The 26,201-nt window shown below is 54.1% G+C and carries 20 protein-coding genes and 1 tRNA gene; 10 read left to right on the top strand and 11 right to left on the bottom strand.

Annotated features, from left to right (window positions below; genetic code table 11):
• Positions 1 to 454 precede the first annotated feature (454 nt).
• Genes MICA_RS12155 through MICA_RS09420 form a run of 3 tightly spaced genes read left to right on the top strand, consistent with a single transcriptional unit; the run spans position 455 to position 1,684 of the window.
• The gene (locus MICA_RS12155; protein WP_041794010.1) at positions 455 to 880 is read left to right on the top strand and encodes a hypothetical protein; all 426 of its coding nucleotides are present in this window, start codon (positions 455 to 457) and stop codon (positions 878 to 880) included.
• Positions 834 to 1,268 carry a helix-turn-helix domain-containing protein gene (locus MICA_RS12040; protein ID WP_187287629.1) on the top strand — a complete coding sequence of 145 codons (435 nt, stop codon included), beginning with the start codon at positions 834 to 836 and terminating at the stop codon, positions 1,266 to 1,268. The genes MICA_RS12155 and MICA_RS12040 overlap by 47 nt, the downstream gene beginning before the upstream one ends.
• Entirely contained in the window at positions 1,265 to 1,684 is a 420-nt protein-coding gene (locus tag MICA_RS09420; RefSeq protein WP_041794005.1) for a hypothetical protein, read from the top strand. The genes MICA_RS12040 and MICA_RS09420 overlap by 4 nt, the downstream gene beginning before the upstream one ends.
• Positions 1,685 to 1,767: 83 nt before the next feature.
• Here MICA_RS09420 and MICA_RS09415 read toward each other — a convergent pair whose 3' ends face one another.
• The 4 genes from MICA_RS09415 to MICA_RS12150 all read right to left on the bottom strand — a co-directional run bounded on the left by MICA_RS09415 (position 1,768) and on the right by MICA_RS12150 (position 4,485).
• Positions 1,768 to 2,061 (bottom strand): DUF5681 domain-containing protein, encoded by a 294-nt coding sequence (locus MICA_RS09415; protein WP_041794002.1) that lies wholly within the window; start codon positions 2,059 to 2,061, stop codon positions 1,768 to 1,770.
• On the bottom strand, positions 2,054 to 2,392 hold the full coding sequence (locus MICA_RS09410; protein WP_148260464.1) for a DUF5681 domain-containing protein: 339 nt from the start codon (positions 2,390 to 2,392) through the stop codon (positions 2,054 to 2,056). Before MICA_RS09410 ends, MICA_RS09415 begins: the two co-directional genes overlap by 8 nt.
• Positions 2,385 to 3,716 (bottom strand): site-specific DNA-methyltransferase, encoded by a 1,332-nt coding sequence (locus MICA_RS09405; RefSeq protein ID WP_014103520.1) that lies wholly within the window; start codon positions 3,714 to 3,716, stop codon positions 2,385 to 2,387. The genes MICA_RS09410 and MICA_RS09405 overlap by 8 nt, the downstream gene beginning before the upstream one ends.
• 304 nt (positions 3,717 to 4,020) lie before the next feature.
• On the bottom strand, positions 4,021 to 4,485 hold the full coding sequence (locus MICA_RS12150) for a hypothetical protein (RefSeq protein ID WP_148260463.1): 465 nt from the start codon (positions 4,483 to 4,485) through the stop codon (positions 4,021 to 4,023).
• A 393-nt stretch (positions 4,486 to 4,878) separates the two neighbouring features.
• Between MICA_RS12150 and MICA_RS09395 the strand changes: the two genes are divergently transcribed.
• Positions 4,879 to 5,352: a DUF2924 domain-containing protein gene (locus MICA_RS09395; RefSeq protein ID WP_236619892.1), complete on the top strand. Its 474-nt coding sequence runs from the start codon at positions 4,879 to 4,881 to the stop codon at positions 5,350 to 5,352.
• Positions 5,336 to 6,892 (top strand): recombinase family protein, encoded by a 1,557-nt coding sequence (locus tag MICA_RS09390; protein WP_049782135.1) that lies wholly within the window; start codon positions 5,336 to 5,338, stop codon positions 6,890 to 6,892. The genes MICA_RS09395 and MICA_RS09390 overlap by 17 nt, the downstream gene beginning before the upstream one ends.
• 350 nt (positions 6,893 to 7,242) lie before the next feature.
• Here MICA_RS09390 and MICA_RS09385 read toward each other — a convergent pair.
• Positions 7,243 to 7,317, bottom strand: a tRNA-Gln gene (locus MICA_RS09385).
• 324 nt (positions 7,318 to 7,641) lie between these two features.
• On the opposite strand from MICA_RS09385, the gene MICA_RS09380 reads away from it, so the two are divergent.
• On the top strand, positions 7,642 to 9,786 hold the full coding sequence (locus MICA_RS09380) for an SEL1-like repeat protein (RefSeq protein ID WP_014103515.1): 2,145 nt from the start codon (positions 7,642 to 7,644) through the stop codon (positions 9,784 to 9,786).
• A 15-nt stretch (positions 9,787 to 9,801) separates the two neighbouring features.
• On the opposite strand, the gene MICA_RS09375 is transcribed toward MICA_RS09380, so the two are convergent.
• From MICA_RS09375 to MICA_RS09365, 3 genes are all read right to left on the bottom strand, one after another.
• Positions 9,802 to 10,707, bottom strand: a complete 906-nt coding sequence (locus MICA_RS09375; protein ID WP_014103514.1) for a 4-(cytidine 5'-diphospho)-2-C-methyl-D-erythritol kinase — start codon at positions 10,705 to 10,707, stop codon at positions 9,802 to 9,804.
• A 44-nt stretch (positions 10,708 to 10,751) separates the two neighbouring features.
• Positions 10,752 to 12,656 carry a tetratricopeptide repeat protein gene (locus tag MICA_RS09370; RefSeq protein WP_014103513.1) on the bottom strand — a complete coding sequence of 635 codons (1,905 nt, stop codon included), beginning with the start codon at positions 12,654 to 12,656 and terminating at the stop codon, positions 10,752 to 10,754.
• Positions 12,657 to 12,730: 74 nt separating this feature from the next.
• Entirely contained in the window at positions 12,731 to 14,374 is a 1,644-nt protein-coding gene (locus tag MICA_RS09365; RefSeq protein ID WP_041793999.1) for an electron transfer flavoprotein-ubiquinone oxidoreductase, read from the bottom strand.
• Positions 14,375 to 14,489: 115 nt separating this feature from the next.
• Here MICA_RS09365 and MICA_RS09360 point away from each other — a divergent pair, with 115 nt between their 5' ends.
• From MICA_RS09360 to alaS, 3 genes are all read left to right on the top strand, one after another.
• The gene (locus tag MICA_RS09360; RefSeq protein WP_014103511.1) at positions 14,490 to 15,347 is read left to right on the top strand and encodes a uracil-DNA glycosylase; all 858 of its coding nucleotides are present in this window, start codon (positions 14,490 to 14,492) and stop codon (positions 15,345 to 15,347) included.
• A 92-nt stretch (positions 15,348 to 15,439) separates the two neighbouring features.
• Entirely contained in the window at positions 15,440 to 17,770 is a 2,331-nt protein-coding gene (locus MICA_RS09355) for a lytic transglycosylase domain-containing protein (RefSeq protein WP_014103510.1), read from the top strand.
• A 104-nt stretch (positions 17,771 to 17,874) separates the two neighbouring features.
• Positions 17,875 to 20,547 carry an alanine--tRNA ligase gene (gene alaS, locus MICA_RS09350; RefSeq protein WP_014103509.1) on the top strand — a complete coding sequence of 891 codons (2,673 nt, stop codon included), beginning with the start codon at positions 17,875 to 17,877 and terminating at the stop codon, positions 20,545 to 20,547.
• Positions 20,548 to 20,723: 176 nt separating this feature from the next.
• On the opposite strand, the gene MICA_RS09345 is transcribed toward alaS, so the two are convergent.
• Both MICA_RS09345 and MICA_RS09340 read right to left on the bottom strand, forming a co-directional pair.
• Complete coding sequence (locus MICA_RS09345) at positions 20,724 to 21,062, bottom strand: hypothetical protein (protein ID WP_014103507.1); 339 nt, start codon at positions 21,060 to 21,062, stop codon at positions 20,724 to 20,726.
• 48 nt (positions 21,063 to 21,110) lie between these two features.
• Entirely contained in the window at positions 21,111 to 21,965 is an 855-nt protein-coding gene (locus MICA_RS09340; RefSeq protein WP_014103506.1) for a hypothetical protein, read from the bottom strand.
• Between the two features lie 249 nt (positions 21,966 to 22,214).
• Here MICA_RS09340 and ndk point away from each other — a divergent pair, with 249 nt between their 5' ends.
• Positions 22,215 to 22,637 (top strand): nucleoside-diphosphate kinase, encoded by a 423-nt coding sequence (gene ndk / locus MICA_RS09330; RefSeq protein ID WP_014103505.1) that lies wholly within the window; start codon positions 22,215 to 22,217, stop codon positions 22,635 to 22,637.
• Between the two features lie 49 nt (positions 22,638 to 22,686).
• Here the strand turns inward: ndk and MICA_RS09325 are convergent, their stop codons facing one another.
• On the bottom strand, positions 22,687 to 26,064 hold the full coding sequence (locus tag MICA_RS09325) for an ATP-binding protein (protein ID WP_014103504.1): 3,378 nt from the start codon (positions 26,062 to 26,064) through the stop codon (positions 22,687 to 22,689).
• Positions 26,065 to 26,201: the final 137 nt, after the last annotated feature.

The following is a 26,201-nucleotide window of genomic DNA, read 5'->3' as shown; positions in this document are numbered from 1 at the left end:
TCCTTACAACAAGGATAGAGCTGGACGGAAATGCGGAGCACGAAGCGCTTATAGCAGAGCTGGTGGATACTCGGTGATTTGTTATCCGAGTGATGTGACGGACCAGATGGTTTCGGAATTTAAGGAGGCGAGCCGTGGGGTGCTCTAGGGCTGAGAATTTTCCAGATTTTTTATTTATGTAAATCAATATTTGCCAGAGGATTTTTTGGGAGGGTAAGTGGGGGCTCTTTCAATATGTGCACGTAAGGCGCACTCCGTACTCATTAACTCACTGTAAATTTTATGTTTTTGGCTCAGTGCTAGCTACGGATAGATTAAGCTTCTTATCATTAAGTTAGTAAACTATACTACATTCTTTGGTAGAGGCACGAGTGCAGTACAATTGTGTTCTCATCTAGAGGGTGCGCCTTAAAGTTTTTTTAAACTTCTGGCTTTATATTAAAAGTGATATAGAATGTACCGTGTCGACTACACAGATGAGGCAAAAAGCGAGATTCGTGAGTTTTTTCAGGATGATCCCATAGAGGCTGGGGTGCTTGTTGCTGCGTTGGAAGAGCTTAATAAGCAGGATTATCCACCCGATGAGCTCCTGGTTATTTACAAAAAGGCTAAATATCCGAGTTTTGAATGTGGCTTTTTTCTACACGCTTTCGAAAAAGATGGGCTGAGGATTTGGTCGTTAAAGGTTTATTTGAATGATGCAAAATCAGGGCATCCAGAGGCCATTGGGATTAGGGCATTGATCGCGCCATGTCACAAACACAAGAAATATATAGTTTTAGCTGCTCGGGCAAGGCGCCGGGATGTCTGCTATAAAACAAAAGGGGAACGATATGAAAAACTTGTCAAGGACTATTACGCCTTCGGGTGTGATCAATAATGCCGCTTCTCGCCCTAAAACAAATGGAAACAACGTTGTCCATCGCAACTTTTATTGTGAGGTTGATTATGCAGAAACTGTAGGGCTAACATCTCATCAAGATTTTTTGGCTGAGTTGGCGGATTCGGGATTTGAAAATGCAATACGGGACGGCAGAAAACGTTTAGGTGCCTCCCTTTCTCACGCATCACCTACGCTGAAATCCTTACGTTTGCAGGCAGGGTTGAGTCAGGCAGATCTTGAGGAGATGACGGGGATACGCCAGTATCAAATATCCCGCTACGAAGCAGGAAAAGATTCTCCAACTGCAGCAAACATGCAAAGGTTGATTGGCGCCTTAAACACTGATATCGCGACTCTTTGGGTAGCTGCTGGGTATAAGACATGACCAGTAAAATTGTTTTATTTTGTGATGATGTTCGTTTTGAGGTTGGTAATAAGGTTTCGTTGATTGGTGTATACGATGAGCGACTGCTCGTCCCTCGAGGCACCCCCGTGTTGCCTCAATTGACCGTGTTTATGCGTCTAGAAACTACTGAGGCGTTGAGTAGGGAGATGTCGATACGGGCAACATACATGGGGAAGGATATGGTCGCTGATCATGAGGGTATCAAGGCGGTGGCGTTATCAACGAATAACAATGGAAAATATATCAATATAACGCTTAGTGTTTCCCCCATTACTGTAACCGGACAAGATGATTTCATAGTGTATCTATTAGAAAATGGAGTTGAGGGTGACCCAATCGCTGTTTTGCCGATTAGGTGGGATTCTGATGAAAACGACAAAGGCAGCGCTCAGTAAATTTTTAGACAAGCGCCAAAATGATTTTTTTAGAGGTTAGGTTTTCTAGTTGCGTAGCTTTTGTCTTTTTGAACGTAGTGCCCTCAAAGAACCCCCAAATCTTCTGGATCGACGAGTAATACGAATTCTTCTGCCAGTTCGCTCGTCGGCATGTGACTAAGGATAAAATTTAAGGCGGCGCGATCCCCCTTTGCCGCTTTTAGAACGGCGTTTTTGGCCAAAATTTCCCGTGCAGTAAGAATGGTTGTTTTTCCATTTTCTCGAACATGAATACGCTCATTGAGTAAATCTTCTATGACCCTGTTGGTGTTTCTGGAATGGTGTGGACGGCCACGCGAAGGGCTTTTATTCTTAGGTTGATATGATTTTTCAGTCATCGTAGCCATCCTTTGTTTCTCTTCGTGGAACAAGTTTGATCACACCGCTTCCTGATTTTTGCTTTCTGTTGAGTGTGTTAAGGAGAGTGTTTGCGGCTTTAAGGTCTCCTTTCAGAGCTTTGTTCCTTAAATCTCTGAAAATCGCCTCTTTCATTGTTATTTTTCTTTTCTTTGTTCCATCATTCACCTCTATCAGTTGAGACATCTCATCAAGTATCAGCTGCCCTATATCGGTACTTTTCTTTGGTCTTCCCGCTGGATTGCCTGATTGTCCTTTCTTGAATTGGTTTTTCTTTGGCGGTTTTCCGTACCCGACTTCATAATCATTCATCACGACCTCCATTTTTTAGGGTGGCTGAAAATGCCTGGCCCGTTATCTGGTGGATAGCTTTTTTTCCGGTCATCTTCTCATAGCGTTTTATCGTGACATCTACATAACGAGGGTCCATCTCGATAAGACATGCATGTCGGCCTGTTTGTTCTGCTGCGAGAAGGGTGGTTCCGCTGCCTCCGAAGCAATCTAGGACTATGCCATTTCTATGCGAGCAATCCTGTATGGCATCTGCAACCATCTGGATTGGCTTTACGGTTGGGTGATCGGCCAGATCTTCCATCCGATTTTCACTGAAGGTATTGACGCCGGCATAATCCCAAACATTTGTGCGATAGCGCCCATGTTCGCCTAGCATGATGTTGTTTACGTGCGGTTTCTTTCCGTTTTTGAAAACAAAAACCAATTCGTGTTTTGACCTGTACAATGAACCCATTCCGCCATTTGTTTTATTCCAGATGCATAGGTTTTTGAGTTCAGTGAAAATTTTCCCTGCTTTAAGAATTTCCTCCATATGCCGCCAATCCATGCATACATAATGGATGGATCCGTCAGATGAAAATGAAACTAAATTGCGGAATGTTTTTTCAAGGAACTCAGTAAATTGCGATGCGCTCATCTCGCCTGATGCCATCACAAAATCATCGTGCTGTATTGCTCCAGCACCACATACATGCCCAGCAACGGGCACGTTGTATGGCGGGTCTGTGAAAACAAGATCTGCTTTCTTATTACCCATCAGAGCTATATAGGTTTCTGGATCAGTTGCGTCTCCGCAGATGATTTTATGTTTTCCGAGTAGCCAGATATCTCCAGGTTTTGAACTGGGTTTTTTTGGAACATCTTCAGTAAAATCATCAGTGGGTTTTTCTTCTGATGAGCTCTCAAGGAAAAGATCGATTTCTGGAGTCTCAAAGCCTGTAATCGTAAGGTCGAAATCTAGATCAAGGCTTGAAAGGTAGCTGAATTCGAGAGCGAGGAGATCTTTATCCCAGCCTGCGTTCTCCGCCAGTTTGTTATCTGCGATAATGTAGGCGCGTCGTTGAGCCTCGCTCATATGTGATAAACAGATTGTGGGCACACGCTCTAGCCCTAGTATCTTCGCCGCTTCAAGTCGGCCATGGCCCGCGATCAGGCTGCAATCATCATCCAATAAGAGTGGATTGGTGAATCCGAACGTCCGGATGCTTTCAACAATTTGTTTTATTTGTTTCTGTGAGTGCGTACGCGGATTCTTCGCATACGGCTTAATCGTACTGATGGGTAAGTATGAAACTTGTAGATGGGTACTTTCGTTCAGAGATTTTAGGGTGCTTTTGGTCATAATAAATTCCTCCGTATCTGAAGCGGGTTAAAAACTTCATGCGGAGGGAATTCTATGGACGATGAATGAAGGGGTATTTTTAAGGTGGCATGAGTAGCAAGCCTTGATCAATCATAAAATTTTATAACCCATTGATATTACTCGTTCAATCTTCATTCATGTATCATTCAACCATAGTTCAGGCTCATTCGGCGTGATGATGCCTATCCATATGATTTTTCTAGAAAAAGGCGGAAACCCAATATCCCCATTTTGAAATCTCTATGATTTGTTTTTAGGCTGAAGCTGCGCTTGTGGGTAAGTTTCAGCCTTGCTCTACGATGTTAATTGTCAGCTTTCCTTCGGGGCTGATTTCACAATAGGCATCGAATGTCTTCTTTAGCCCAAACGCATTCTTCGCGGAAAATGTCTGTGTTATGCGCCGGGTTCCGTTGCCTGAAACATTGCTGCCATAACCACTGACTCTGTGAATGTTGAGCGTCGATGGGTTATGCACTGATGCTGTAATCGCATCGATACACATTTGCTTGGATTGTTCTGCGGGAAAGCCCAACGGGTTATAGCTTCCGCTGGTAGGGCGCGTGCTATTGATCATGTTGATGCCGACCAGCACGGTAAATCCAATTAATCCCCATGCCAGAGGCCGAGGAACATCACCTGGGCGTTTTGCTGGATGTTTCTGGCCGCAATGTGGGCATGTTTTGGCTTTCCGCGATACTTCACGGTGGCAGACGTGACATTCAGAAAGTTTACTGTTTTCTTTTGACATTGATTTTCTCCCTTGAGTAAAAAGCCACCAGAACATGGATGCTCTGGTGGCCGGGAGTTTAGAAGCCGTAGATACACGACCGCGACGACCTTTAGCCGAGGCTTGGACATACGCCATCGCCTCCCGGCCATAGAGGGCCGAGGGCGATGTGATGACGGACACATCATCCGGTATCTAAGGGGTTCTAAAGCCCCGGACCTGCCAGATGCAGATCCGCACCAACATTACCATTGTGTTTGTGGGTAGCCAACTAATTCTGCAAATGACTTAAAATGTTGGCTGTTAGGGGAAACAAGAGAGATTCTCTATGCAATAGTGAAGGTTTCCCGTGCATTAGTAAGACTGGACTTCCCGCCCAAAGGAAGCATGTATGGGCCTGAAAAGGAGGCCTGTATGCGGGAACATCACGAATTTCAGCGCAATAATTACAATACAACTCATATGTCTCTAGGAGAACTACGCCAGAAATGGGCTATTGCCTGGGGAATGCCACCACATGCCAAAATCGGACGGACGATGTTGGCAAAAAGCCTGGCATATAAGCTCCGAGAACAGGAGGCTGGTGGATTGGATCCAGAATTACGGGGGCGTCTTAAAAAATTCGTATCAGCGTATAAACGTAATCCGCGATGTTTCGATGATAATATTCAGCGCTTGAAGCCCGGAACGCGGTTGGTGAAAGTCTGGAAAGAGAAACGCCATTCGGTTCTTGTTATCGCGAATGGGTTTGAATATGACGGGCGAATATATTCAAGCTTGTCAGAGGTCGCGGCGACGATAACTGGATCGCGTTGGAATGGGTGGGTGTTCTTCGGCATCAAGAAACACAGACGGAATACTGAGGTTATTAATGAAAGGACCTCTTAAAAACTGCGCCATTTATACACGCAAATCATCTGACGAGCGGCTGGATATGGAATTTAACAGTCTGGATGCGCAGCGTGAATCCTGTCTTGCCTTTATCGCAAGCCAGAAATCGGAAGGGTGGATTCCTGTCCTTGAACAGTATGATGATGGTGGGTTTTCAGGCGGCAATATGGATCGGCCCGCACTGAATCGTCTGCTGGAAGATATCAGGGCCGGTAAAGTTCATACAGTGGTCGTCTATAAAATCGATCGCCTCACACGTTCTTTGATGGATTTTTCCAAGCTGGTTGAAGTGTTTGATGCTCACGGCGTTACGTTTGTCAGCATCACGCAATCATTTAACACGACGACTTCCATGGGGCGGCTGACCCTGAACGTTCTGCTATCCTTTGCACAGTTCGAGCGTGAAGTTGCCGGGGAACGCATCCGAGACAAGATTGCTGCCAGTAAACGTAAGGGTATGTGGATGGGCGGGACATTACCATTGGGGTATGACGTTGTGAATCGATCTTTGGTTGTCAATCAGAGAGAAGCCGAAAAGGTTCAGTTGATATTTCGGCGATATTTAGAATTAAAAAGCATCAACGAATTATACAAAGACCTGAAATGCCGGGAAATCAAAAGCAAAACCAGAATTTTGTCTTCGGGAGAATTGGTTCCAGGCAAACATTTTAATAGAACATCCCTTCACTATCTCCTGAGCAATCAGATTTATATTGGAAAAATAAAGCACAAAGAAAATATCCATGATGGAAACCATGAGCCAATTATATCTATGGATTTATGGCATCAGGTTCAGGCGCTCTTGATCAGTCAGGCATCAGCAGCGCGGGGACAGAAGAAAGTTAAGGAGAAGAACCCGTTGCGTGGCCGGATCTTTAGTGCGGAGGGCTTTCAATACTATCCAACCTATACAAACAAGCCGGGGCGACAATATCGCTATTATCAGGTGAAATATCCGGAGGGGGCAGAAGGGGGAGTAAAGGATGCGCTATATCGCCTGCCGGCTCATGAAATTGAAAATCGGGTTGAGAGGGCCATTCGAGCAGAGCTGTCGGATTTGAAAATGGCAAGCGCGCTTTTGACTATCCCTGAAGGTACGGGTCAGCCTTTATTGCGGATGGTATTGGAGAGGCATGATCGGATTACGGCCAACGATCTATTGATGGATGCTGTGAACAAAGTGACCATTGGCCATGAGCAGATCGTGATTGAGTTAAAGATGCAGGAACTCATACGTCTGTTGGCTGATACGGGCATTGGTGGCTTACCGCAGGATGATATTCCAGAGATTAAAGAAATTCAGGCTGCTTACATCACGCGTCGTGCTCACAAGGGCAGTATCATTATTGACGCTCATAATCGGGATAAAAAAGATCCTCTGGATTTGCCGGGCCATGAACTGAAGAACCTAATCCGGGGATTGATCTGGCGGGATGAGCATTTCGGTGGGGCGACCATCCGGGCGATCGCTACTCGGGAAAAGCTCTCTGACGGGTTTGTTGGGCAGTGCATTTTCAAAACATTTGAGTTGGCTTGATCGTTCGTTGTTTGTCGGATTTATTTCCCTGTACTGCCGATTAAATTCCCTGTTTTTTAAATGCACTTTTCCGGCTTTCGCTTGTGTTTCTGCCGTTTTTCGATGTTCAATTCCTGAGTATTTTTAAAATACGCTGTTAATTCCCTGACAAACAGGGAATTGGACATTTTCGAACTTTGCTCAGGGTAAAGCCCGCCAAGCCGGAATTTGCGGGGCTGAGAGAAATGGGGTTTCAGGGATGGAAATCGGGATTCTCAGTGGTTTGGCCAAACGAGTGCGCGGCAAGAACCCCGCGGATTGCGGGCCTCACGGGGGTATTTATCTCTGGGTATGGCGAAGGGTGATGTAGATGGCTGGGGCGCTAGGATTCGAACCTAGGAATGGCGGTACCAAAAACCGCTGCCTTACCGCTTGGCGACGCCCCAATAACCATGGGAAAACCGGGCTTGTTTGCCGATTTGTGTGGTGATCCGGCTGGATCAACGGGGGCCAAACTACCCAAGCTTCATGCGAAATGCAAGCCCCGAGAATCAGGGAAATTTAGTTTATGTTATGAAAAACAGTTGGCGGCCCGTGCGGGGTGGGGTGTGGACAGAATCGGCGTTGTTAACACATTCGTTCTTGGTCATATTTTCCAAAATCGGCTATAGTCCCCGGCATAATCCATATTTGAATTTAAAAAATTGCCGGGATCGGCGGAGCCCTTTGTGGGGGCTTGCACGTCGTCCCGTGATGGGAGTGGGGACCGCATGAGCAATCAGGCGCGTAAAGCACCGGACGACCGCAACGCGGTGGTCGTATCTTTGTTGAATCAATTGGCGGATCGTTTGCACAAAAGCGAACATGAGCGCCAGCGATTGCTGTCCGCAATCGGCGACCTTGAAACACGTTCGGATCAGAGCGAACGCATCTTCCTGACCCTGCAAGACAAACTCAGCAAACAGGATGCAACAGATATCAGCATCCTGCGCCGTCAATCCGAACTGGAACAAATCTGGAAAGACACGCTGGAGCGTCTGAACCGTGCCGAAGCCATCGCAACCCGTATGGAAGAGGCGTTCGAGATGCAGGAGCGCCTGGCCCGCCGCTTGGAACAGGCCGCGCAGGACAAAGTGCGCATGCTGCGCAAAATCGAAGCCATCGAACAATCCGTAGAGCGCACGAACGAAGCCATCCGCACCGGTGCATTGGTTCCGGCGGGGCAGCCATCGCGATCCATTTTTGTAGCGGAACCCAGCAACCAGAATGCCTTCTGGTGGCAACGTGCGGTGCGTGTGAACACAACGGCACTGGTCGGTGTTCTGGCGCTGACCATTCTGGCCGGATACGGCGTCAGCCAGTGGGACCGCTGGCGCGTGCAATTCATGCCGACGCTCACCCTGACGCAGGGCGAGATCGAACAGGTGGCGGATCTGGGCGCTGAACACGCCGCTCCTGTTCTGGATGCGACGACCGAGGCGCAATCCGATCCGTTTATTGCGGGTCTGGATGCTACGCTGAATACGAATGAAGATGAACTGGCGGCCTTTGGTGCCGCCGATCCTGCGCTCGTTGCGGATGTGGCCAGAGAAGCCGCAGGCGCATTGAAGGTTGAAGACCTCTCCGACATGATGGATGTTAATCCGGATGCTGTGGCGGCCGCGCTGAATGCGATTGAGCCGGGCGAGGCGGGTGTCGTTCCCGATCTGGAACAGGACGTCGCCGCGATCGCCGCGCAAACCAAAATAGACGCCCCCAAAATGGATGGCGCCCCGATTGAGCGGGCCGAAGATGTCATGATCGTCGATCCGGTGCCGACCCAAACCGTGAAAGATGATGGTGATGCAACGGCTGTTGCAGACCGTGCGGATATTGAATCCTTCCTGCGTGCCAAACGCGAAGGGCTGGCCCCGCTGGCCGAGCGGATGACGCCGGATGCGTCCTTGCCCGCCGTGATTAAAAATGTTGAAGACAAAGCCTTTGCCGGTATTCCGGAAGCACAGCACGATCTGGCCGCAATTTATACCGCGGGTCATGCTGGGGTGAAGGTTGACTATAAACGCGCGGCCCTGTGGTTCGAAGAAGCCGCCGCGCAAGGCATCGCCAATGCGCGCTATAATCTGGGCGTTCTGTATCATCAGGGGCTGGGCGTGGACAAAGATGTGGCCACAGCCATTCGCTGGTACCGCGCCGCCGCGCAACTGGGCCACCCGGAAGCGCAGTATAATCTGGGCATCGCCCATATCGAGGGTATCGGTACCGCCTATGACCCGCGTCTGGCCGCCAGCTTCTTTGAACAGGCCGCCAATGCCGGCATTACCGAAGCGGCCTATAATCTCGGCCTGATCTATGAGAATGGCCTGCTGGGCGCCGTCGATACGAAATCCGCCATCTACTGGTACAAAAACGCCGCTGATCGGGGCAGCCCGGAAGGCCAGGTTGCACTGGACCAGTTGAGCGCCGCCCTGAATATGAGCAAGAAACAGGTGGCCAACCTGTATGAGGAAATGAGCCGTGACCGCGATCCGGCTGGCGCGATGCAGGACACTACACCGGCCATGACAACACCGCAAAAACGCAGCGACGCGGCGAAGCCGGTGACGAATATCGTCAAAACGGCCGCTACCGAACGCACCCGCCCGCGCGCTGAAGATATCGCGCCGGCGATTCCGCGCCTGTCTGCGGCGGATGCCGCGTCACTGGCCGGTGAAGGGGCCGTGAAAAGCGACCAGAGCCTGACCGCGCAGGTGCAGGAGCAGTTGATGCGCCGGGGTCTCTATCCCGGTCCCGCCGATGGGATCGGCGGACCGCTAACCAGCGATGCCCTGCGTACCTATCAACGCGACAATGGGTTGAAAGTTGATGGTGTGGTGAATGCGGATGTTCTGGCGCATATGCTGGAGACGCAAAACTGAGAGAGTATTTCAGGGTCAGAAAATGATCCCGTGTGAAACCCACCATCCCGGATGGTGGGTTTTGATTTTTGCGGCGGCCTGCTCCGCTGCGGCGGGGGATGCGAACAGGCCGAAGCATGTCGCCCCGCTGCCAGACAGGCGCGCCAGCGCGCAGCCATCCATTGCGCCGAGTGCGTCCAGAATGGTGCGAATGGCGGGAACGGTGGCGGTTGCGGCGGCGGTTAGGTCATTGCGCGTGGAGCGCAGGGCCGCGATAAAATCACCGCTGTCCTGCCATTGTGGATCAGCCACCAACGGAGCGGAGAAGGGTGCCTGGTCTTGGGCATAGGCACGGAAGACACCCGGGGTGGGACAGGGAACCAGTGGATTGACCAGCACGATGTCCATACCTGCGCCCAGACCCGCCGGAATGGCGGGGGCCGGTGTAACCACATCGCCAATTCCGCGCATAAAAGCCGCCGTCCCGCGCAGGCAGACAGGAACATCCGCCCCCAACGAGAGGGCCAGGGGCGCGATGAAATCCGCGTCCGGATCAACGCGCCATAATTGGCACAGTCCCCGGATGGTGGTGGCGGCATCGCTGGACGCGCCCCCAATCCCGGACGCCAGCGGCAGGTTCTTGCTCAGGTGTATGGCCACACCCGGATTTGCCCGGCCTGTGGCGCGCGCCATGGCCCACGCTGCCCGTGCGACCAAATTCCCGGATTGCGGGCTGGCGTCCATATCGGGTGCGGTGAAGTTTTTTGCAAACGGGCCATCAATGCGTAACGAAAATTGATCAGCCGGTGTGATGGTCAGGCGATCGCCAATGTCGGAAAACCCCACCAGTGAATCAAGCAGGTGATATCCGTCATCCCGGCGCCCGGTGATGTGCAGATATAAATTGATCTTGGCGGGTGCGAGATATGATAAAGGGCCCATGTGGCTTTTTACCACACCGGGCCCCCCAATCAAATATCAGATCATTATTGGGCCGTATCGACCGGGTTGGTGCTGGCGGCCTTGATTGCGGGTTTGGTCTGGCCCGATGAGGGCAGGCCGTTTTGCAATTTATCGCCCAGCGTGATGATCAATTCCGCATCCTCGGTCGTGTCGGCAAAATTACGGGCGCGTTCCCATTGGAAACGGGCTTCGTTTTTCCGGCCCACCGCCCAATACGCATCCCCCAGATGGTCGTTGATGGTCGGGTCATAGGGTAATAATTCGACGGCGCGTTCCAGATGCTTAACGGCTTCCGGGTATTGGCCGAATTTATAGTGCACCCAGCCCAGTGAATCGGTGATGTACCCATCATTGGGTTGTAATTCCAGCGCCCGGGCAATCAGTTCCAGCGACTGGTCCAGATTTTTCCCCTGATCCGCCCAGCCATAGCCGAGATAGTTCAGTAAATACGGCTGGTCAGGGCGGAATTTCAACGCGGCCAGCAGGTCTTTCTCTGCCGCGGGCCAATCGCCAACCTGTTCCAGGCACATGCCGCGGGCATAGAGCAGATGCCAATATTCATCCGGCACATCCCCGCCCAAGGCATCGATGGCGGCATTATATTCAACCAGAGCCTTGTCATACATTTCATGCCCGCGATAAATGTCACCAATGCGGGCCAGCGCATCAACATCGCGGTGAATGTCATACATCGTGCGCAGGCGGCGTACCGCCTCATCCGTCTGGCCGGATTGATCCAGCATATCGGCGGCGGCATATTGCGCCTCGGCCCAGGCCGGGTGTGTTTGCGGGATCTTGTCGAATTGTTTCAGCGCGTCCTGATATTGTTTGGACCGGGCGCTGGATGTCGCCAGAATAATGCGGGCCTCGGCCAGATTGGGGTCCAGCCCCAAGGCCATGTTGGCGAATACGCGGGCGCTGGCGTCGCTGTTTTCCTGGAACAAAATGCGGGCCAGATCAAACACGGCCTGCGCCGCGCCCTGGGCCGGCGTGGCGATACGGTGGGACGCCAATAACGGGATGATGTCCTTGTCGTCTTTTAACGCTTCGATTTTTTCATGCACCAGGGCGGAGCCAATATCCTCATCGCGCAGGGCGGTGTAAATCTCCAGCGCTTCTTTCTTGTTACCGGCCAGTGCGAATAAATCCGCGGCGCGTTCATATTCCTCGGCGGTCAATCCGCTGGGTTGAATAATAACGCGGGCAAAGGTTTCAATTTCGGACTTATCTTTTTTCAGATATTGGGCCATCAACCCGCCGTGATAGGCATGGATGGTCGTCCCGGCCAATTCGGCCTGATTATATGTGCCGTTGCCAACACGGGCCCAGTTGGCCAGCAGCGGCACAACAAATTCCGCCATATCGCCCTTGGGCAAACGATTCAGCACCGCAATGGCCTCATCATACTGTCCATTCACAATCGCGTTGGAGGAGAGGATGAGGTAAGCGAGCGGGTCTTGGTCGCTGGCTGTCGGGTCTTGAGCCTGCGTGATCATTTCGGCGCGTTGTGCGGCCAGTGTGAAATCACCGGACCCAAGCGCCAGCACCATGGCGCGGCGGATCAGTTCAATATTGTTGGGATCGCGTTTCAAAACGCCGCTCAAATAATCGCTGGCGGTACGCCAGTCATTTTGTGATTGGGCAAAATGCGCAATCAGGTAATCACCCGTCGCGTTCTTGGGGACATCGGGAATGAAGGTCGGAATGATTGCGGGAACGACATTCACCGGGTTGCCGCTGGCATTCAATGTCGGGGCCAATTCTTCCAGAACATGGTCGGCATCGGTGTGGGCGGTGGTTTCTGTTGGGGGTGTGGGGGCGGTTCTATCCCGATGGATATACTCCCACACACCGCCAATTCCAGCGGCGGCCATGGTTCCGGTCAACAGCACGGCCAGAACCGCGCGGGGGGCTGATATTTTGATCATGGCCTTATTATAAGTCGCAAAGGTTAACGTTTTCCCGCGCGATTTCGGGTGTATGTCCGTTTTAAATCAACACGTTACATGTTCGAATAGTTCGGCCCGCCGCCGCCCTGGGGCACTGTCCATTCGATATTCTGGGAGGGGTCCTTGATATCGCAGGTTTTGCAGTGAACGCAGTTCTGGGCGTTGATAACAAATTTAGGGCCGTTTGCGTCCTCGACAACCTCATACACGGCGGCCGGGCAATATCGTTGGGCCGGTTCGGCGTAGCGGGGCAGGTTGACGGATACGGGAATGGACGGGTCTTTCAGTTTCAGGTGCGACGGTTGGCCATCTTCATGCATCGTGTTGGACAGGCGCACGGAGGTCAGGCGGTCAAAGGTCAGCACGTTATCCGGTTTCGGATAATCAATTTTCAAATCATCGGTCGCCGGTTTCAGTGAGGAATGATCCGCATGATTTTTTAACGTGTAGGGCAACAACCATCCGCCCACCGTCTGGAACGCGGCGTGGATCATGCCGATCCAGAACCCGAAATTGAATCCGGGGCGAATATTGCGCACCTTCTTCAACTCCGGCCAGATCCAGCTGGCTTTGATATTGTCGGTATAGGCGGTGCATTCCGCACTGGTGGCATCACCGGTGGTGAGCAGGTCATACAATGATTCCGCCGCCACCATGCCGGATTTCATCGCGGTGTGGTTGCCCTTGATTTTCGGCACGTTCAGGAAGCCCGCCGTATCCCCAATCAAAATCCCGCCGGGGAAGGTCAGTTTCGGCAAGGACTGGAACCCACCTTCAACCAAGGACCGCGCGCCATAGGCAATGCGACGCCCACCTTCCAGATATTTGCGCACATCCGGGTGCGTTTTGAACCGCTGCATTTCAGCGAAGGGGGACAGATAAGGGTTTTGGTAATCCAGCCCGATGACAAACCCAATCGACACCTGGTTGTTGTCCAGATGATACATCCAAGACCCGCCATAGGTTTTGGAATCCATCGGCCAGCCAACGGTGTGGATGATCAATCCTTCGCTATGCTTGTCGGCGGGAATTTCCCAAATTTCCTTGATGCCCAAACCGTATGTCTGCGGGTCCGAATTTTTGCGCAGGTCATAGTGCGCGATCAGCGTTTTGGTCAACGACCCGTGGCACCCTTCGGCAAAGACGGTTTGCTTGGCATGCAATTCAACGCCGGGTTCGAAATGATCGGTTTTGTTGCCGTCTTTATCCAATCCCATATCGCCGGTGGCCACGCCCATCACCGCACCGGCATCGTTGTACAACACTTCGGCGGCGGCGAAGCCTGCGTAGATTTCAACGCCCAGCTCCTCGGCCTGCGTCGCCAGCCAGCGGCCCAGCATGGAGAGCGAGATGATGTAATTGCCGTGGTTATACATTTGCGGCGGGGTGGGCAGGCGGAAGGATTTGTTTTTTGTCAGGAACAGAAAACGATCGGTCTTCGCCTGCACATGCAATGGCGCGCCCTTATCTTTCCAGTCCGGAATCAATTCATTCAGCGCGCGCGGTTCAAACACCGCGCCGGACATTAAATGCGCACCAACTTCGGACCCTTTTTCAATGACGCACACCGAAATATCCGTGCCGCGTTCCGCCGCCAGTTGTTTCAACCGGATGGCACAGGACAGACCCGATGGCCCGGCCCCGACGATGACAACGTCATATTCCATGGATTCGCGGTCTGTGCGCTGCGCGGTCATCTCAAAAGGCTCCTGCTGTTTTTTGATTTTACGTATTGTGTTCGGTGTTGTTTTTGCGGACGGGGTCCGGTAAGACTGGGGATGTTACCACAACTATAATGTTTTTAAGAGAGCGATGGCCGATCTGCAACGCCAGACATACAAAGCCGCCCTGTCCTGGTATCTTGATGCCGGGGTGGATATCGCATTGGGTGATGACCCGGTCGATCGCACGGCGATGCCCGCATTGCCGGTGGTGGAGGACGCGCCCGCCGCTTCTGTTCCAACCGCGCGTACGCCAATATCGGCCCCTGCTGTTTCTGAATCCGCCTTTATCGGCGCCAGCGAGGCCCGGGCGGAATCCCTGAAACTGGCCATGGCCGCGAACACGCTGGATGAATTGCGCGAAGCGATTGCCGCCTTTGACGGCCTGTCCCTGAAACGCACCGCGACCAATATGGTGTTCAGCGATGGCAACCCATCCGCCCCGATTATGGTGATTGGCGAAGCCCCCGGCGCGGACGAAGACCGCCAGGGCAAACCCTTCGTCGGTGTCAGCGGCCAGTTGCTGGACCGGATGCTGGCCTCCATCGGCCTGAACCGCGAGGCCGAGGATGTGGCCCACGCCGCCTATATTTCTAACATTCTAAACTGGCGACCGCCGGGCAATCGCACCCCGTCCCCGGCCGAGATTGAGGTCAGCCTGCCCTTTATTGAACGCCATATCGCGCTGGCTCGTCCGCGTCTGCTGGTCTTTGCCGGTGGGGTTGCGGCCAAATCATTGCTGGGCAGTGGGGACACCATCTCTCGCCTGCGTGGGACGTGGCATAATTATGTGCCGCAAACGGCGGAAATGCGGGCCGGATTTACGCCGATCCCGGCTATTGCCACCTATCACCCGTCTTATCTGCTCCGCACCCCCGCGCATAAACGGGCGGCCTGGGCCGACCTGCTGATGTTGCAGGCCAAGGCCCGTTCTCTGGGTGTGTTCTAGGGTCATATTTGTGCAATAACAATGGGTTAGTGTTTTTATAACCCCCCTCTGGCTGGACATGACCCCCGCCAAAGGCTATCATAGACCCCATCATGAAATTGGACCGGAATTTGATTGTCACGCTGGGCGTGGGGCTGTTGCTGGCGCATGCTGGCGCGTGCAGTCCTGCCCGGGCGGATGATGACCGTATCGCCGGGTCTAAGGGGCGTACCTATAACCTGACGCTGGGCACGATCTATGCGGGCGAGGGGGATGCACAGGTGGCCTTGCCGGTTCCGATGATCGTCGATGAACCCGATATTGACCCGGCAGATATCCGGGCCGCCGCGGGCGTGGCGGGGGCGGCGCCTGTATCGCCGTCCATCATTCCGGCCTCCCTGCCGCCTGCGCCACAGGCTAAACCCGCAACGCCAGAGCCGAAGAAAACGGCGACTGTTCGCCCCGTTAAAAAGCCCGTTGCCCCACCATACCCGGCCCGCAAGCCGGATCAGGCTCCCGTTGTTGAAACCGCTCAATCCGCCTTTGTGGCCCCGCTGCCGGAAGAAAAGCCAGAGCCGGTTGTGGCGGTTGTGCCGAAGGTTCCCGAACCCGATCCCGCGCCTGTCATTGTTGAGGCCCCGGCTGTGCAAGAACCGCAAGTGGACGCGGTGCAGGAGGCGCAGGCTGAACCGCCGTTGCCTTCCATCATGCCCATGGTTATTCCGCCGTCTGAACAATCGCTGCACCCGTTGCGCGATGGTGATGTGGCCCTGTATCGCACCATCTTCCGGGCGCAAGGGGAGGGGGATTGGAAAGAGGCCGATGCCGCGCTGGGGCGGTTGAAGGATAAACGCCTGCTGGGCCATGTTCTGTATCAGCGTTACGTGCACCCGTCCTATCGCACACGGTACGAGGAATTGCGCGCGTGGCTGTCGGCCTATGGCGACCACCCGGGCGCAGACCGGATGTACAAACTGGCCATCGCGCGGCAGGGCAAGGGTGAGCCTGCACCGGATCGCCCGCTCGCGGTGTCGGGCCTGCCCGCCAATGTGATGCAAATTCTGTCGGGCCGCGGTGATACCTATGTCACGCCCCGCAAACGCAGTGCCGGGCAGGACAAATTGATCCGCAGTCTGACCCGCATGATCGGGGCCGATTTGTCCGATGGTGCGCCGACGCGGGCTTTGAAAAAATTGAATACCGACAAGGTCGCTGAAAGTCTGGACTCAACGGAAAAAGACCAGATTCGCGCCCAGATTGCTATGGCGTATCTGGTGCTGGGTAAGCCGGATGAAGCGTTGCAATTGGCCCGCGATGCGGCGTCACGCTCCGGCACGCGCGCACCGATGGCCGGGTGGGTCGTGGGGCTGGTGGCATGGCAGAAAAAAGATTTCAATCTGGCCGCGCGCCATTTCGAATTGGCGGCAACATCGTCTTATGCTGATTCATGGATGCGCTCTGCCTCGGCCTATTGGGCGTCCCGGTCGCATTTGCGCAGCGGTCGTCCGGCGGATATGACGCGGTGGCTGGAACTGGCGGCGCGGTATCCGCGCACGTTCTATGGTATCATTGCCACGCGCGCGCTGGGATGGGATTACGATTTCAACTGGTCCTCGCCGGAATTCACCAAGGCGCATTTTGAAAAGTTGATTGCCATTCCCGGTGCATGGCGGGCCATGGCGCTGGTCGATGCGGGGCAAAACCATCTGGCGGAATCGGAACTGGTTCGTATCAAAACGGGCGATGATGAATTCCTGCGCCAGGCGTTGCTGGCCTATACGCTGCATGCGAAATTGCCGGGTCTGGCGATGCGGCTGGCGGCCTCGTTCCCCAATCCGGAAGGGGGGTTGTATGATGCGGCCCTCTATCCGCTGCTGCCGTGGCAACCGCGCGATGGATACAGTGTTGATCGGGCTTTGATCCATGCCATCACGCGTCAGGAATCCCGTTTTGACGCCTTCGCCCTCAGCCCTAGCGGCGCCGTGGGGTTGATGCAGTTGATGCCGAAAACGGCCAGCTTCATCACTGGGGCGGAACGGTTCAAAAAGAAGGATGGGAAGTTCCAGTTGCGCGACCCCGAGGTCAATCTGCAGATTGGCCAGCGTTATGTGGACCATTTGCTGGGCTTGGCCCGGGTGAAGGGTGATCTGCTACATATGGCCGTCGCCTATAACGCCGGGCCGGGCAATCTGGCCAAGTGGCAGGAGGGACTCAGCGCGAATGTGAAAGACCCACTGCTGTTCATTGAAACCATCCCAGCCCCGGAAACCCGCAACTATGTCGAACGGGTGCTGGCCAATTACTGGATCTACAGCCTGCGTATGGGCCAGCCGACCCCGTCGCTGGACGCCGTAACGGCGGGCCGCCCGGCGCGGTATCTGGCCATGGATACGGGGCACGAAGGGGATACGGGACGCCAGACCCGCCTGACCGCCGCCCGCTAAGGGCGTAAAACCCTGTAAAAATCACGCATTCACCATGGATTTTTGGGCCGCAACCGCCTAATATCGGCGGTCCAATTGACCCTTTATGCATAAATGAGCTGGCTATGACCAAGACCGTTCAGGATATTCGTTCGACCTTCCTTGATTTCTTCGCGGACAAGGGGCACCAGGTGGTGCAATCTTCCTCGCTGGTGCCGGATAATGACCCGACGCTGATGTTCGCAAACTCGGGCATGGTTCAGTTCAAAAACGTTTTTACGGGTGTTGAAACCCGCCCCTATAACCGCGCGACCACGGCGCAGAAATGCGTCCGCGCCGGGGGCAAGCATAACGATCTGGACAATGTGGGTTACACGGCACGCCATCATACTTTCTTTGAAATGATGGGGAACTTCTCTTTCGGTGATTACTTCAAGGAAGATGCGATTGCCTTCGCGTGGGAAGTGGTGACCAAGCGTCTGGATATGCCGAAGGACAAGCTGCTGGTCACGGTTCATTCCAGCGACGAAGAAGCCGCCGCCATTTGGCGCAAAGTTGCTGGTTTTTCCGATTCCAAAATTCTGCGCATCAACACCAATGATAACTTCTGGATGATGGGTGACACGGGTCCGTGCGGTCCGTGCTCGGAAATCTTCTATGATCAGGGTGACAAACTGGCTGGTGGTCCTCCGGGATCCGCGGATCAGGATGGTGATCGTTTCCTCGAATTCTGGAACCTCGTGTTCATGCAGTATGAACAGGAACCTGACGGCAATGGCGGTCATATCCGCAAACCGCTGCCGAAACCGTCCATTGATACGGGTATGGGGCTGGAACGCACGACCGCGCTGGTGCAGGGTAAGTTCACCAACTACGACATCGATCTGTTGCGCGCGATTATTGAACATTCTGCCGACCTGACCGGCGTGTCGCCGGATGGGGCCATGGCGCCGTCACACCGCGTCATCGCGGACCATTTGCGCGCCAGCGCCTTCCTGATTGCCGACGGTGTGATGCCGTCGAACGAAGGGCGTGGCTACGTCCTGCGCCGGATCATGCGTCGTGGGATGCGCCATGCCCATTTGCTGGGTGCGCGCGATCCGCTGATGTTCCGTTTGCTGCCGACATTGGTGGCGAAGATGGGCGAAGCCTATCCGGAATTGAAACGCGCTGAAGCGCTGATTTCTGAAACGCTGAAACTGGAAGAAACCCGTTTCAAACGCACGTTGGATAATGGCCTGAAGCTGCTGGACGAAGAAACCGCCGATCTGCAAAGCGGGCAGGCGTTGGGCGGCAATGTCGCGTTCAAGCTGTATGACACGTTCGGCTTCCCGCTGGACCTGACGCAGGATGCCTTGCGGGCCCGTGGTATTGATGTGGATCTGGATGGGTTCAACACCGCCATGGAAAAACAACGTGCCCAGGCGCGCAAAAACTGGGCCGGGTCCGGTGACGCGAAAATGGATGCGGTCTGGTTCGACCTGCTGGACAAGGTCGGGCCGACGGAGTTTCTGGGTTACGAAACCGAACATGCCGAAGCCCAAGTGCGCACCATTGTGAAAGATGGTGCGGTGGTGGATGCCGCCAATGTCGGCGATACCGTTCACATTCTGGTGAACCAGACGCCGTTCTACGCCGAATCTGGCGGTCAGGTCGGTGATACGGGCGTGATCCGCACGGCGGGTGGCGCGGAAATCACCGTGAATGACACGCGCAAGATGCTGGGCAAATTGTTCGTGCATGTCGGTACGGTCAAGGCCGGGACGCTGAAAAACGATGATGCGGTTGAACTGGTCGTTGACCATGACCGCCGCAGCGCGATCCGCGCGAACCACTCTGCCACCCACTTGCTGCACGAAGCTTTGCGCCGCGTTCTGGGCAATCATGTGGCCCAGAAGGGTTCATTGCAAACGGCGGATCGAACGCGTTTTGACATTTCCCACAACGCCGCGATCACGCCGGAGCAGATTGCCGAGGTCGAGCGCATGGTGAACGAAGAAATCCGCGCCAACACGCCGGTGGTGACCCGCGTCATGCCGATTGATGATGCGATGGAATCCGGGGCCATGGCTTTGTTCGGCGAAAAATACGACGACGAAGTGCGCGTGGTCTCCATGGGCACGGTTGCGGATGGGGCAAACAAATCCTATTCCGTTGAACTGTGCGGTGGTACGCATGTGAAACGCACGGGCGATATTGGTCTGCTGAAAATCGTATCCGAATCCGCCGTGTCCGCCGGCGTACGCCGGGTGGAAGCCGTGACGGGCGCTGGCGCGTTGGCTTACCTGAACAATCAGGAAAAGATGTTGCAGGCCGTGGCCGATGTTCTGAAAGCCGGTCCGGCGGATGTGTTTGAACGTGTCCGCACCTTGATGGATGATCGTCGCCGGATGGAAAACGAAATGTCCAACCTGCGTCGTCAAATGGCGACGGGCGGTGGTGCGGGTGCATCATCGGGTCCGGATGTGAAGGATATCGGTGGGGTGAAGTTTACCTCCCGCGTGCTGGAGGGGTTCCCGGCCAAGGATCTGAAGCCGATGGTTGATGATTTGAAAAAGAAAATCGGCTCCGGCGTCATTACGCTGATAGCCACGGATGATGGCAAAGCGTCCATCGTCGTTGGTGTAACCGATGATCTGACAGCACGGGTCAGCGCCGTTGATCTGGTGAAAACCGGGGTTGAGGTGCTGGGCGGCAAGGGTGGCGGTGGTCGTCCCGATATGGCGCAGGGCGGTGGTCCGAACGCCGATGCCGCGAATGATGCCGTGAACGCGATTGAGCAACAACTGGCATCGTAATCATCACGAACAATAAAAGACAGAAACCCCGGCATGACCGGGGTTTCTTTTTTTCGTGTGGTGTTTGATTTCACTCTCTGTGTCATTCCAGCGCAGGCGGGAATCCATACAATCCATGCCATGGATTCCCGTTTTCACGGGAATGACAGCGGGGGAGTGTGCATGAGGAAGATTTGTTACGGGGCCGGGTGAAAAACCGGGCGTGTATAAACAGATGGTGTCGGGACGATATTGATGGTGGTGGTCGATGCGGAAGACAGGCGGAAGGACAGGGCAATGGAGCGGTCTGGAATGGACGAGTCGATTTTGTGTTCCATGCAAAACGCGTCAAACATATCCTGGGTCAGCGGTTCGCCATCGCCGTGTTGAATATCAATGATGCGGACATCTTTGCGCAGGAGGGCATTCTGTTCTTCATCGGCGACCCATGCTTGCAAGGCGCGGCGTTCCGGCGTCATCACCAGGATGATGCGCTCGGTGCCAATGCGGTAATATTCCTTGATATGCGGGGTCATCTGTATATGCCGTCTGCGTCATTAAAATGTACGCAGGTCATATACCCTTTACATGCTGCACTGCAAGCTTTTGGGCATGCGGGATTCGCATGGCTGGTATCCGCGAAGCGTGTCCAAGCCCAGCTTGGCCGCGATTTCCGTGTTCAGCTCGCCACGCTTTTGCATCAAGTCATTGTATTTCTTGTCTGATGCATGCCATTTCTTTTCCAGATTGCGGACTGTTTCCGGGCAACCGGCCATATCCATGGCGTTTTCGAAATACTGGCGGCGGATCAGTTCGCTGCGGGCTTCCTCGTACACCTTGTGCGATTTCTCGTACACGGCTTTGGTGCCCTTGTGCAGGAACTGCACTTCACAGATATGGTAGGATTCTTCACCCGTATCCAGCGTAATCGGCAAAGCGATTTTCACATCCAGATTGCACAGGCCCGGCTTTTTCGCGCTCGGTTTGCTGAACGTGTTGTCGACATCCAGAATGTTCAATGTCATGGCGTCCGCCCCTTTGCCCAGGGTGGCTTCGCCGGGGCGGCCGAAAATATCGATCGCCTTTTTAATCTGGTTCAAATCCTTCAACAGGACGCGGGCGCGGCTAAAATCGCAGTTCAGGGCCAGATCGCCTTTTTCCTTGGTCTTGGCCATGGCACGGCCCAAATCCTTGGCCGGGCCGATTTCAAACTGGCCCTTCATTTCCGTGCGCAGGAGTTTGCCGATTTTTTCCAGCGATTCCTGAGCAATAAAGGCCTCGGTAATCAGCAATTCGCCATTGGCGTGCGGCTGGCGCGGCGGTGCACCGGCAGCGGCGGCGTTAAAAGCTTCGGTCAGGGAACGGCGTTTGATCGCGGGCGCGGGTGCGGCTCCAGCGGCGGAATCGGCAGAAAATGCAAGGCGAACAGAGCTACTCATCGTGGATCCCTATAAACTCCCTCAAAACCCAGTACTCTTTTTTCTTGTTCTTGGAGGCCATCCTAACAGGAAATTTCTTAATTTTCTTCATTTTTATTGGAAAAAGACTGAAATTCAGCCCCGCAGGCTGCGCAGGGCTGTTTTGGGGCCGATTTGAAACATTGCAATTCGCACAAGGCCCCTCTATAACCATGTCCACTTTCCGGGGGAAACCCGCAAATTTATCAGAGTTTAGAAGAGGATAGCCAAATGGCGATTGAACGTACTTTCTCCATCCTGAAGCCGGATGCAACCCGTCGCAACCTGACCGGTGCCATTAACGAGCGTTTCGAAAAAGCGGGCCTGCGCATCGTGGCCCAGAAACGCATCCACATGACCGAAGCTCAAGCGGGCAAATTCTATGAAGTTCACAAAGAGCGCCCGTTCTATGGCGAGCTGGTGAAATTCATGACCTCCGGTCCGGTTGTTGTTCAGGTTCTGGAAGGCGAAAACGCTGTTCTGAAAAACCGCGAAATCATGGGCGCCACAAACCCGGCGAACGCCGATGCCGGCACGATCCGCAAGGACTTTGCTGAAAGCATCGAAGCGAACTCCGTTCACGGTTCTGACTCGTTGGAAAATGCCGCGATTGAAATCGCGTATTTCTTCGCCGGGTGCGAAATCGTCGGCTAATCGCCTTTACGAATTTAAAACGCCAGTCGGGAAACCGGCTGGCGTTTTTTTAATTCTGCAGCCACTCGCCGATCACCTTGTGTGCGCGGATACCTGCGGCGGGCAGGGCGCTTAAAACATCGGGCAGGGTGTCGATCTGTCCTTCTTTGACGGCCTTTTCCGCATGTTCGGCAATCAGGCTCAGTTCCTGCAGTCCGAAATTGCCGCACATGCCCTTTAATTCGTGCATACGTGCGCGGATGGTGTCCATGTCGTGGGCGTGCATCGCACCGTTTGTGTGGGTGATGATCTCGTCGATCTTTTCCATCAGGCCCGCCATCATTTCATTTAACGATGCCTGATCCATGCTGCCCTTTAATCCGTCCAGCAGGGTGGAATCAAAAACAATCGTGCGGTTCATGGCGGGCGGCGGCGGCAATTCTTCCGTGCGTGTCATGATGTCATCGAAATCATCATCGAAAAAATCATCGCCCAATTCTGCATCTGTGGATGCATCCAAAGCCTGAACAAACGAATCTTCGTCCAGTTCATCCTCGCTGATGGCCAGATCAAGTGGCGTTGGATCATCCTGTAAAGCGGCCTGCATAATCGGGGCGCGTTCAGCGGTAATCGGGGCTTCCATGATATCGTCAACGGGGGTGTCGATATCCGCCACTGCATCAGATTGGTCCATCTGGCCGGGTAAAATCGGGGCATCGTCTTCGATCATGTCTTGCGGATCCTCGATCGAAACGACGGTTTCATGGACGGGTGTAAATGTATCGCTACCGCCGCCATCGTCTTCGACAATGACGGGATTGTCGAGTTTTCCGCGCAGGACTTTTTCGATTTGGGCTTTCATCTGGGCGGGGTCGATGGGCTTGGCCAGGTGTCCGTTCATATTGGCGGCGTAACATTGACGAATATCATCGTCCCGCACATTTCCGGTCAATGCAATCACAGGCAAATGTGATTTTTGCGGCACGCGCATGGCGCGGATGGCGCGGGTGGCCCCCATGCCGGAAATGCCCGGCAATTCGATGTCCATGAACACCATATCAAAATCATGGCTTTCGATGATTTTCAGTGCGTCCTCACCACTGCCGCATGTCGTGGGTTTGTGTCCCATGCGGGACACAAATTCCTGCAACAATTTCTGGTTAATCTCGTTGTCGTCCACGCACAGGATGCGCAGGGACTTGGACGGGGCGGCCCCGGATTCGGACAGGGATTTGTTCCCCGGTTCCTGAACGCCAGCGGCGTGGCCGTGTTCCATCGTGATCGTGTAGAAGAAGGTTGATCCTTGCCCTTCTTTGGAATTGATCGCGATGGTGCCACCCATGGCGGTGATCAGGCGTTGGCAAATGGCCAGCCCCAGCCCCGTGCCGCCGAACTTGCGGCTGATACTGGAATCGGCCTGAGCAAAGGGGTTGAACAGGTTTTTCTGTGCGTCCGGCGAAATTCCGGCTCCGGTGTCGCGCACCGCGAAATACAGGCGGTGATGATCGGCGTCTCCCCCTTCGCGCCGGACGACAATGGTCACGCCGCCTTCGGATGTGAATTTGATCGAATTCCCAACCAAATTCAGCAAAACCTGGCGCAGGCGTACCGGGTCGCCTTTGATAAAGCGGGGAACATCCGGGCCGATTTCTGTTGTCAGGCTGATGGATTTTTGTGTGGCATGGCCGGACATCAATGTCACCACGCCGTTGATCATGCGGTGCAGGTCGAAATCGACATTCTCCAGATCCATTTTTCCGCTTTCGATTTTTTCGAAATCCAGAATGTCGTTCAGCAGGGCAATCATGGCGTCGCCCGAATCCTGAATCGTGCGGGCATAATCGACCTGATCGCGGGTCAAATGCGAATCCAGCAACAATCGCACCATACCCATGATCCCGGTCATCGGTGTGCGGATTTCGTGGCTGATGACGGCCAGGAAAGCGGATTTAGACCGGTTGGCCGCGTCGGCTGTTTCCTTGGCGATGCGCATTTCCTCGGTTTGTTTCAATTCGCGTTCGCGCAATTCTTCCAATGTCTGGCGTTCGTGCTCAATCACTTTCAGAAGGCGTGCGTTTTCAACCGATTCTTTTGTTTGTTTCAGGCGCCCCAACGCATCCACATCGTCTTCGGCCAGGGATTCATCGCTGATATTTTCCACATCCTTCGCCCAGCTGCGGACGAAGATACCGATGATAAAGACCGGCGCCTGGATGAACAGGGCGATCCAATAGGCATTGACCATGATCGGGGTTGGCGGAAGGATGCCGAGGACGGCCAGTCCTGCGGTCAGCGCTCCGGCAAATCCAATCAGCCATCCCGTGCCCATGATATTGGCGGCGGGCGTTCCGGCATGCCCTTGGGCGAAGCAGAACAGTGATAAAAACGCCAAAGCGGCAACAGGGATACCCGTGATCAGCATGGGGCGCAGGATCGATGAATCCGGGATCGCCATTGTGCCGATGGTGATGCTGATACCAATCAGCAGGATGCACCCATATATAATCAGCTTTTCAATCGTCTGCCCGCGCGACAGGTTCAGGAAGAAACGGCTGAGCAACAGGGCGATGGCCACAATTCCGGCAAACAACAGCGGTGATGTTTCACTGGCCAGCGGTGCGGGATCATAAATGACATCGTTCTGGATCATATAGGCCGCCATATTCGCGGCATAATACACCATAAATCCCCCCGCAATGATCATGCGGCGGAAGATCAGCGCCCCTGCAAACAACCCCAGTAAGGCAATCAGTCCGGTGCGGATCATCGCGCCGGTGCGCCATGGATTGTTCTGGGCGTCAAAGAACGCACGGTCTGTTTTGAGTGTCGGGGCCAATGTCACCGGGCCGCCGCCTTCGGGTACAACATACAAAACCATCAAAGCCTGACGCCCTACGGGCAAATCGAATGAGATGGCTGCGCCTTGCGTCGGAACATCTTTGGGGGATGGTGCATCGGCTGTGGCGGTTTTGATGGCGGTCAGGATGCGGCGCTGGTTCAGGTGGTCATACAGATAAATCTGTTGCGCCACGCCGTAACGGCCATCGCCGTGACGGCCCAACGATAACGTCCAATGTGATGTGTTGCTCTGGTTGTTCAGGGCGAACACCATCCAGTGCGGAACGGGTTTTGTGCCCAGCGTGATAATCGATTGGCCGCGCAATGCGCCGCGCATGCCTTTCATATGGCGGTCGATCAGGCTGGCATAGCTCATTTGCCCCAGCGGGTCGGGGGTGATGAACAGGTTGTTGTTCAGATCGTATGAATCCTGCCCATCGCGCAGCGTGATGGGGGCGGGCAAGGCCGCCAGATTACCGGCACTTTGGGCCAAAACCGGAAAAGCAGGCAATCCGACCAGCCAGATCAGGGTTAAAACCCACAAACGCACCATCACCCGCATGGATATGCGGGGGGCAGGGGAAATGGAATGGATCTGTGTCTTGTGCATGACGGGCCCCGGATGTGCCCGGTGGACTGGGTCCGGGCTGGCATCCTCCCGTATCATGCGGGGAAAAAGTTACAGAAGAGTGAAAGGTTTTAAGGGCTTAGCCGGGGCATGCCGCAGGCGGCAAAAATCCCCCGCCG

It is taken from the genome of Micavibrio aeruginosavorus ARL-13 (genome assembly GCF_000226315.1).
GTDB lineage: Bacteria > Pseudomonadota > Alphaproteobacteria > Micavibrionales > Micavibrionaceae > Micavibrio > Micavibrio aeruginosavorus_B.
The sequence above is the reverse complement of the archived record's forward strand: the minus strand, read 5'-3'. Positions and strand labels throughout refer to the sequence as shown.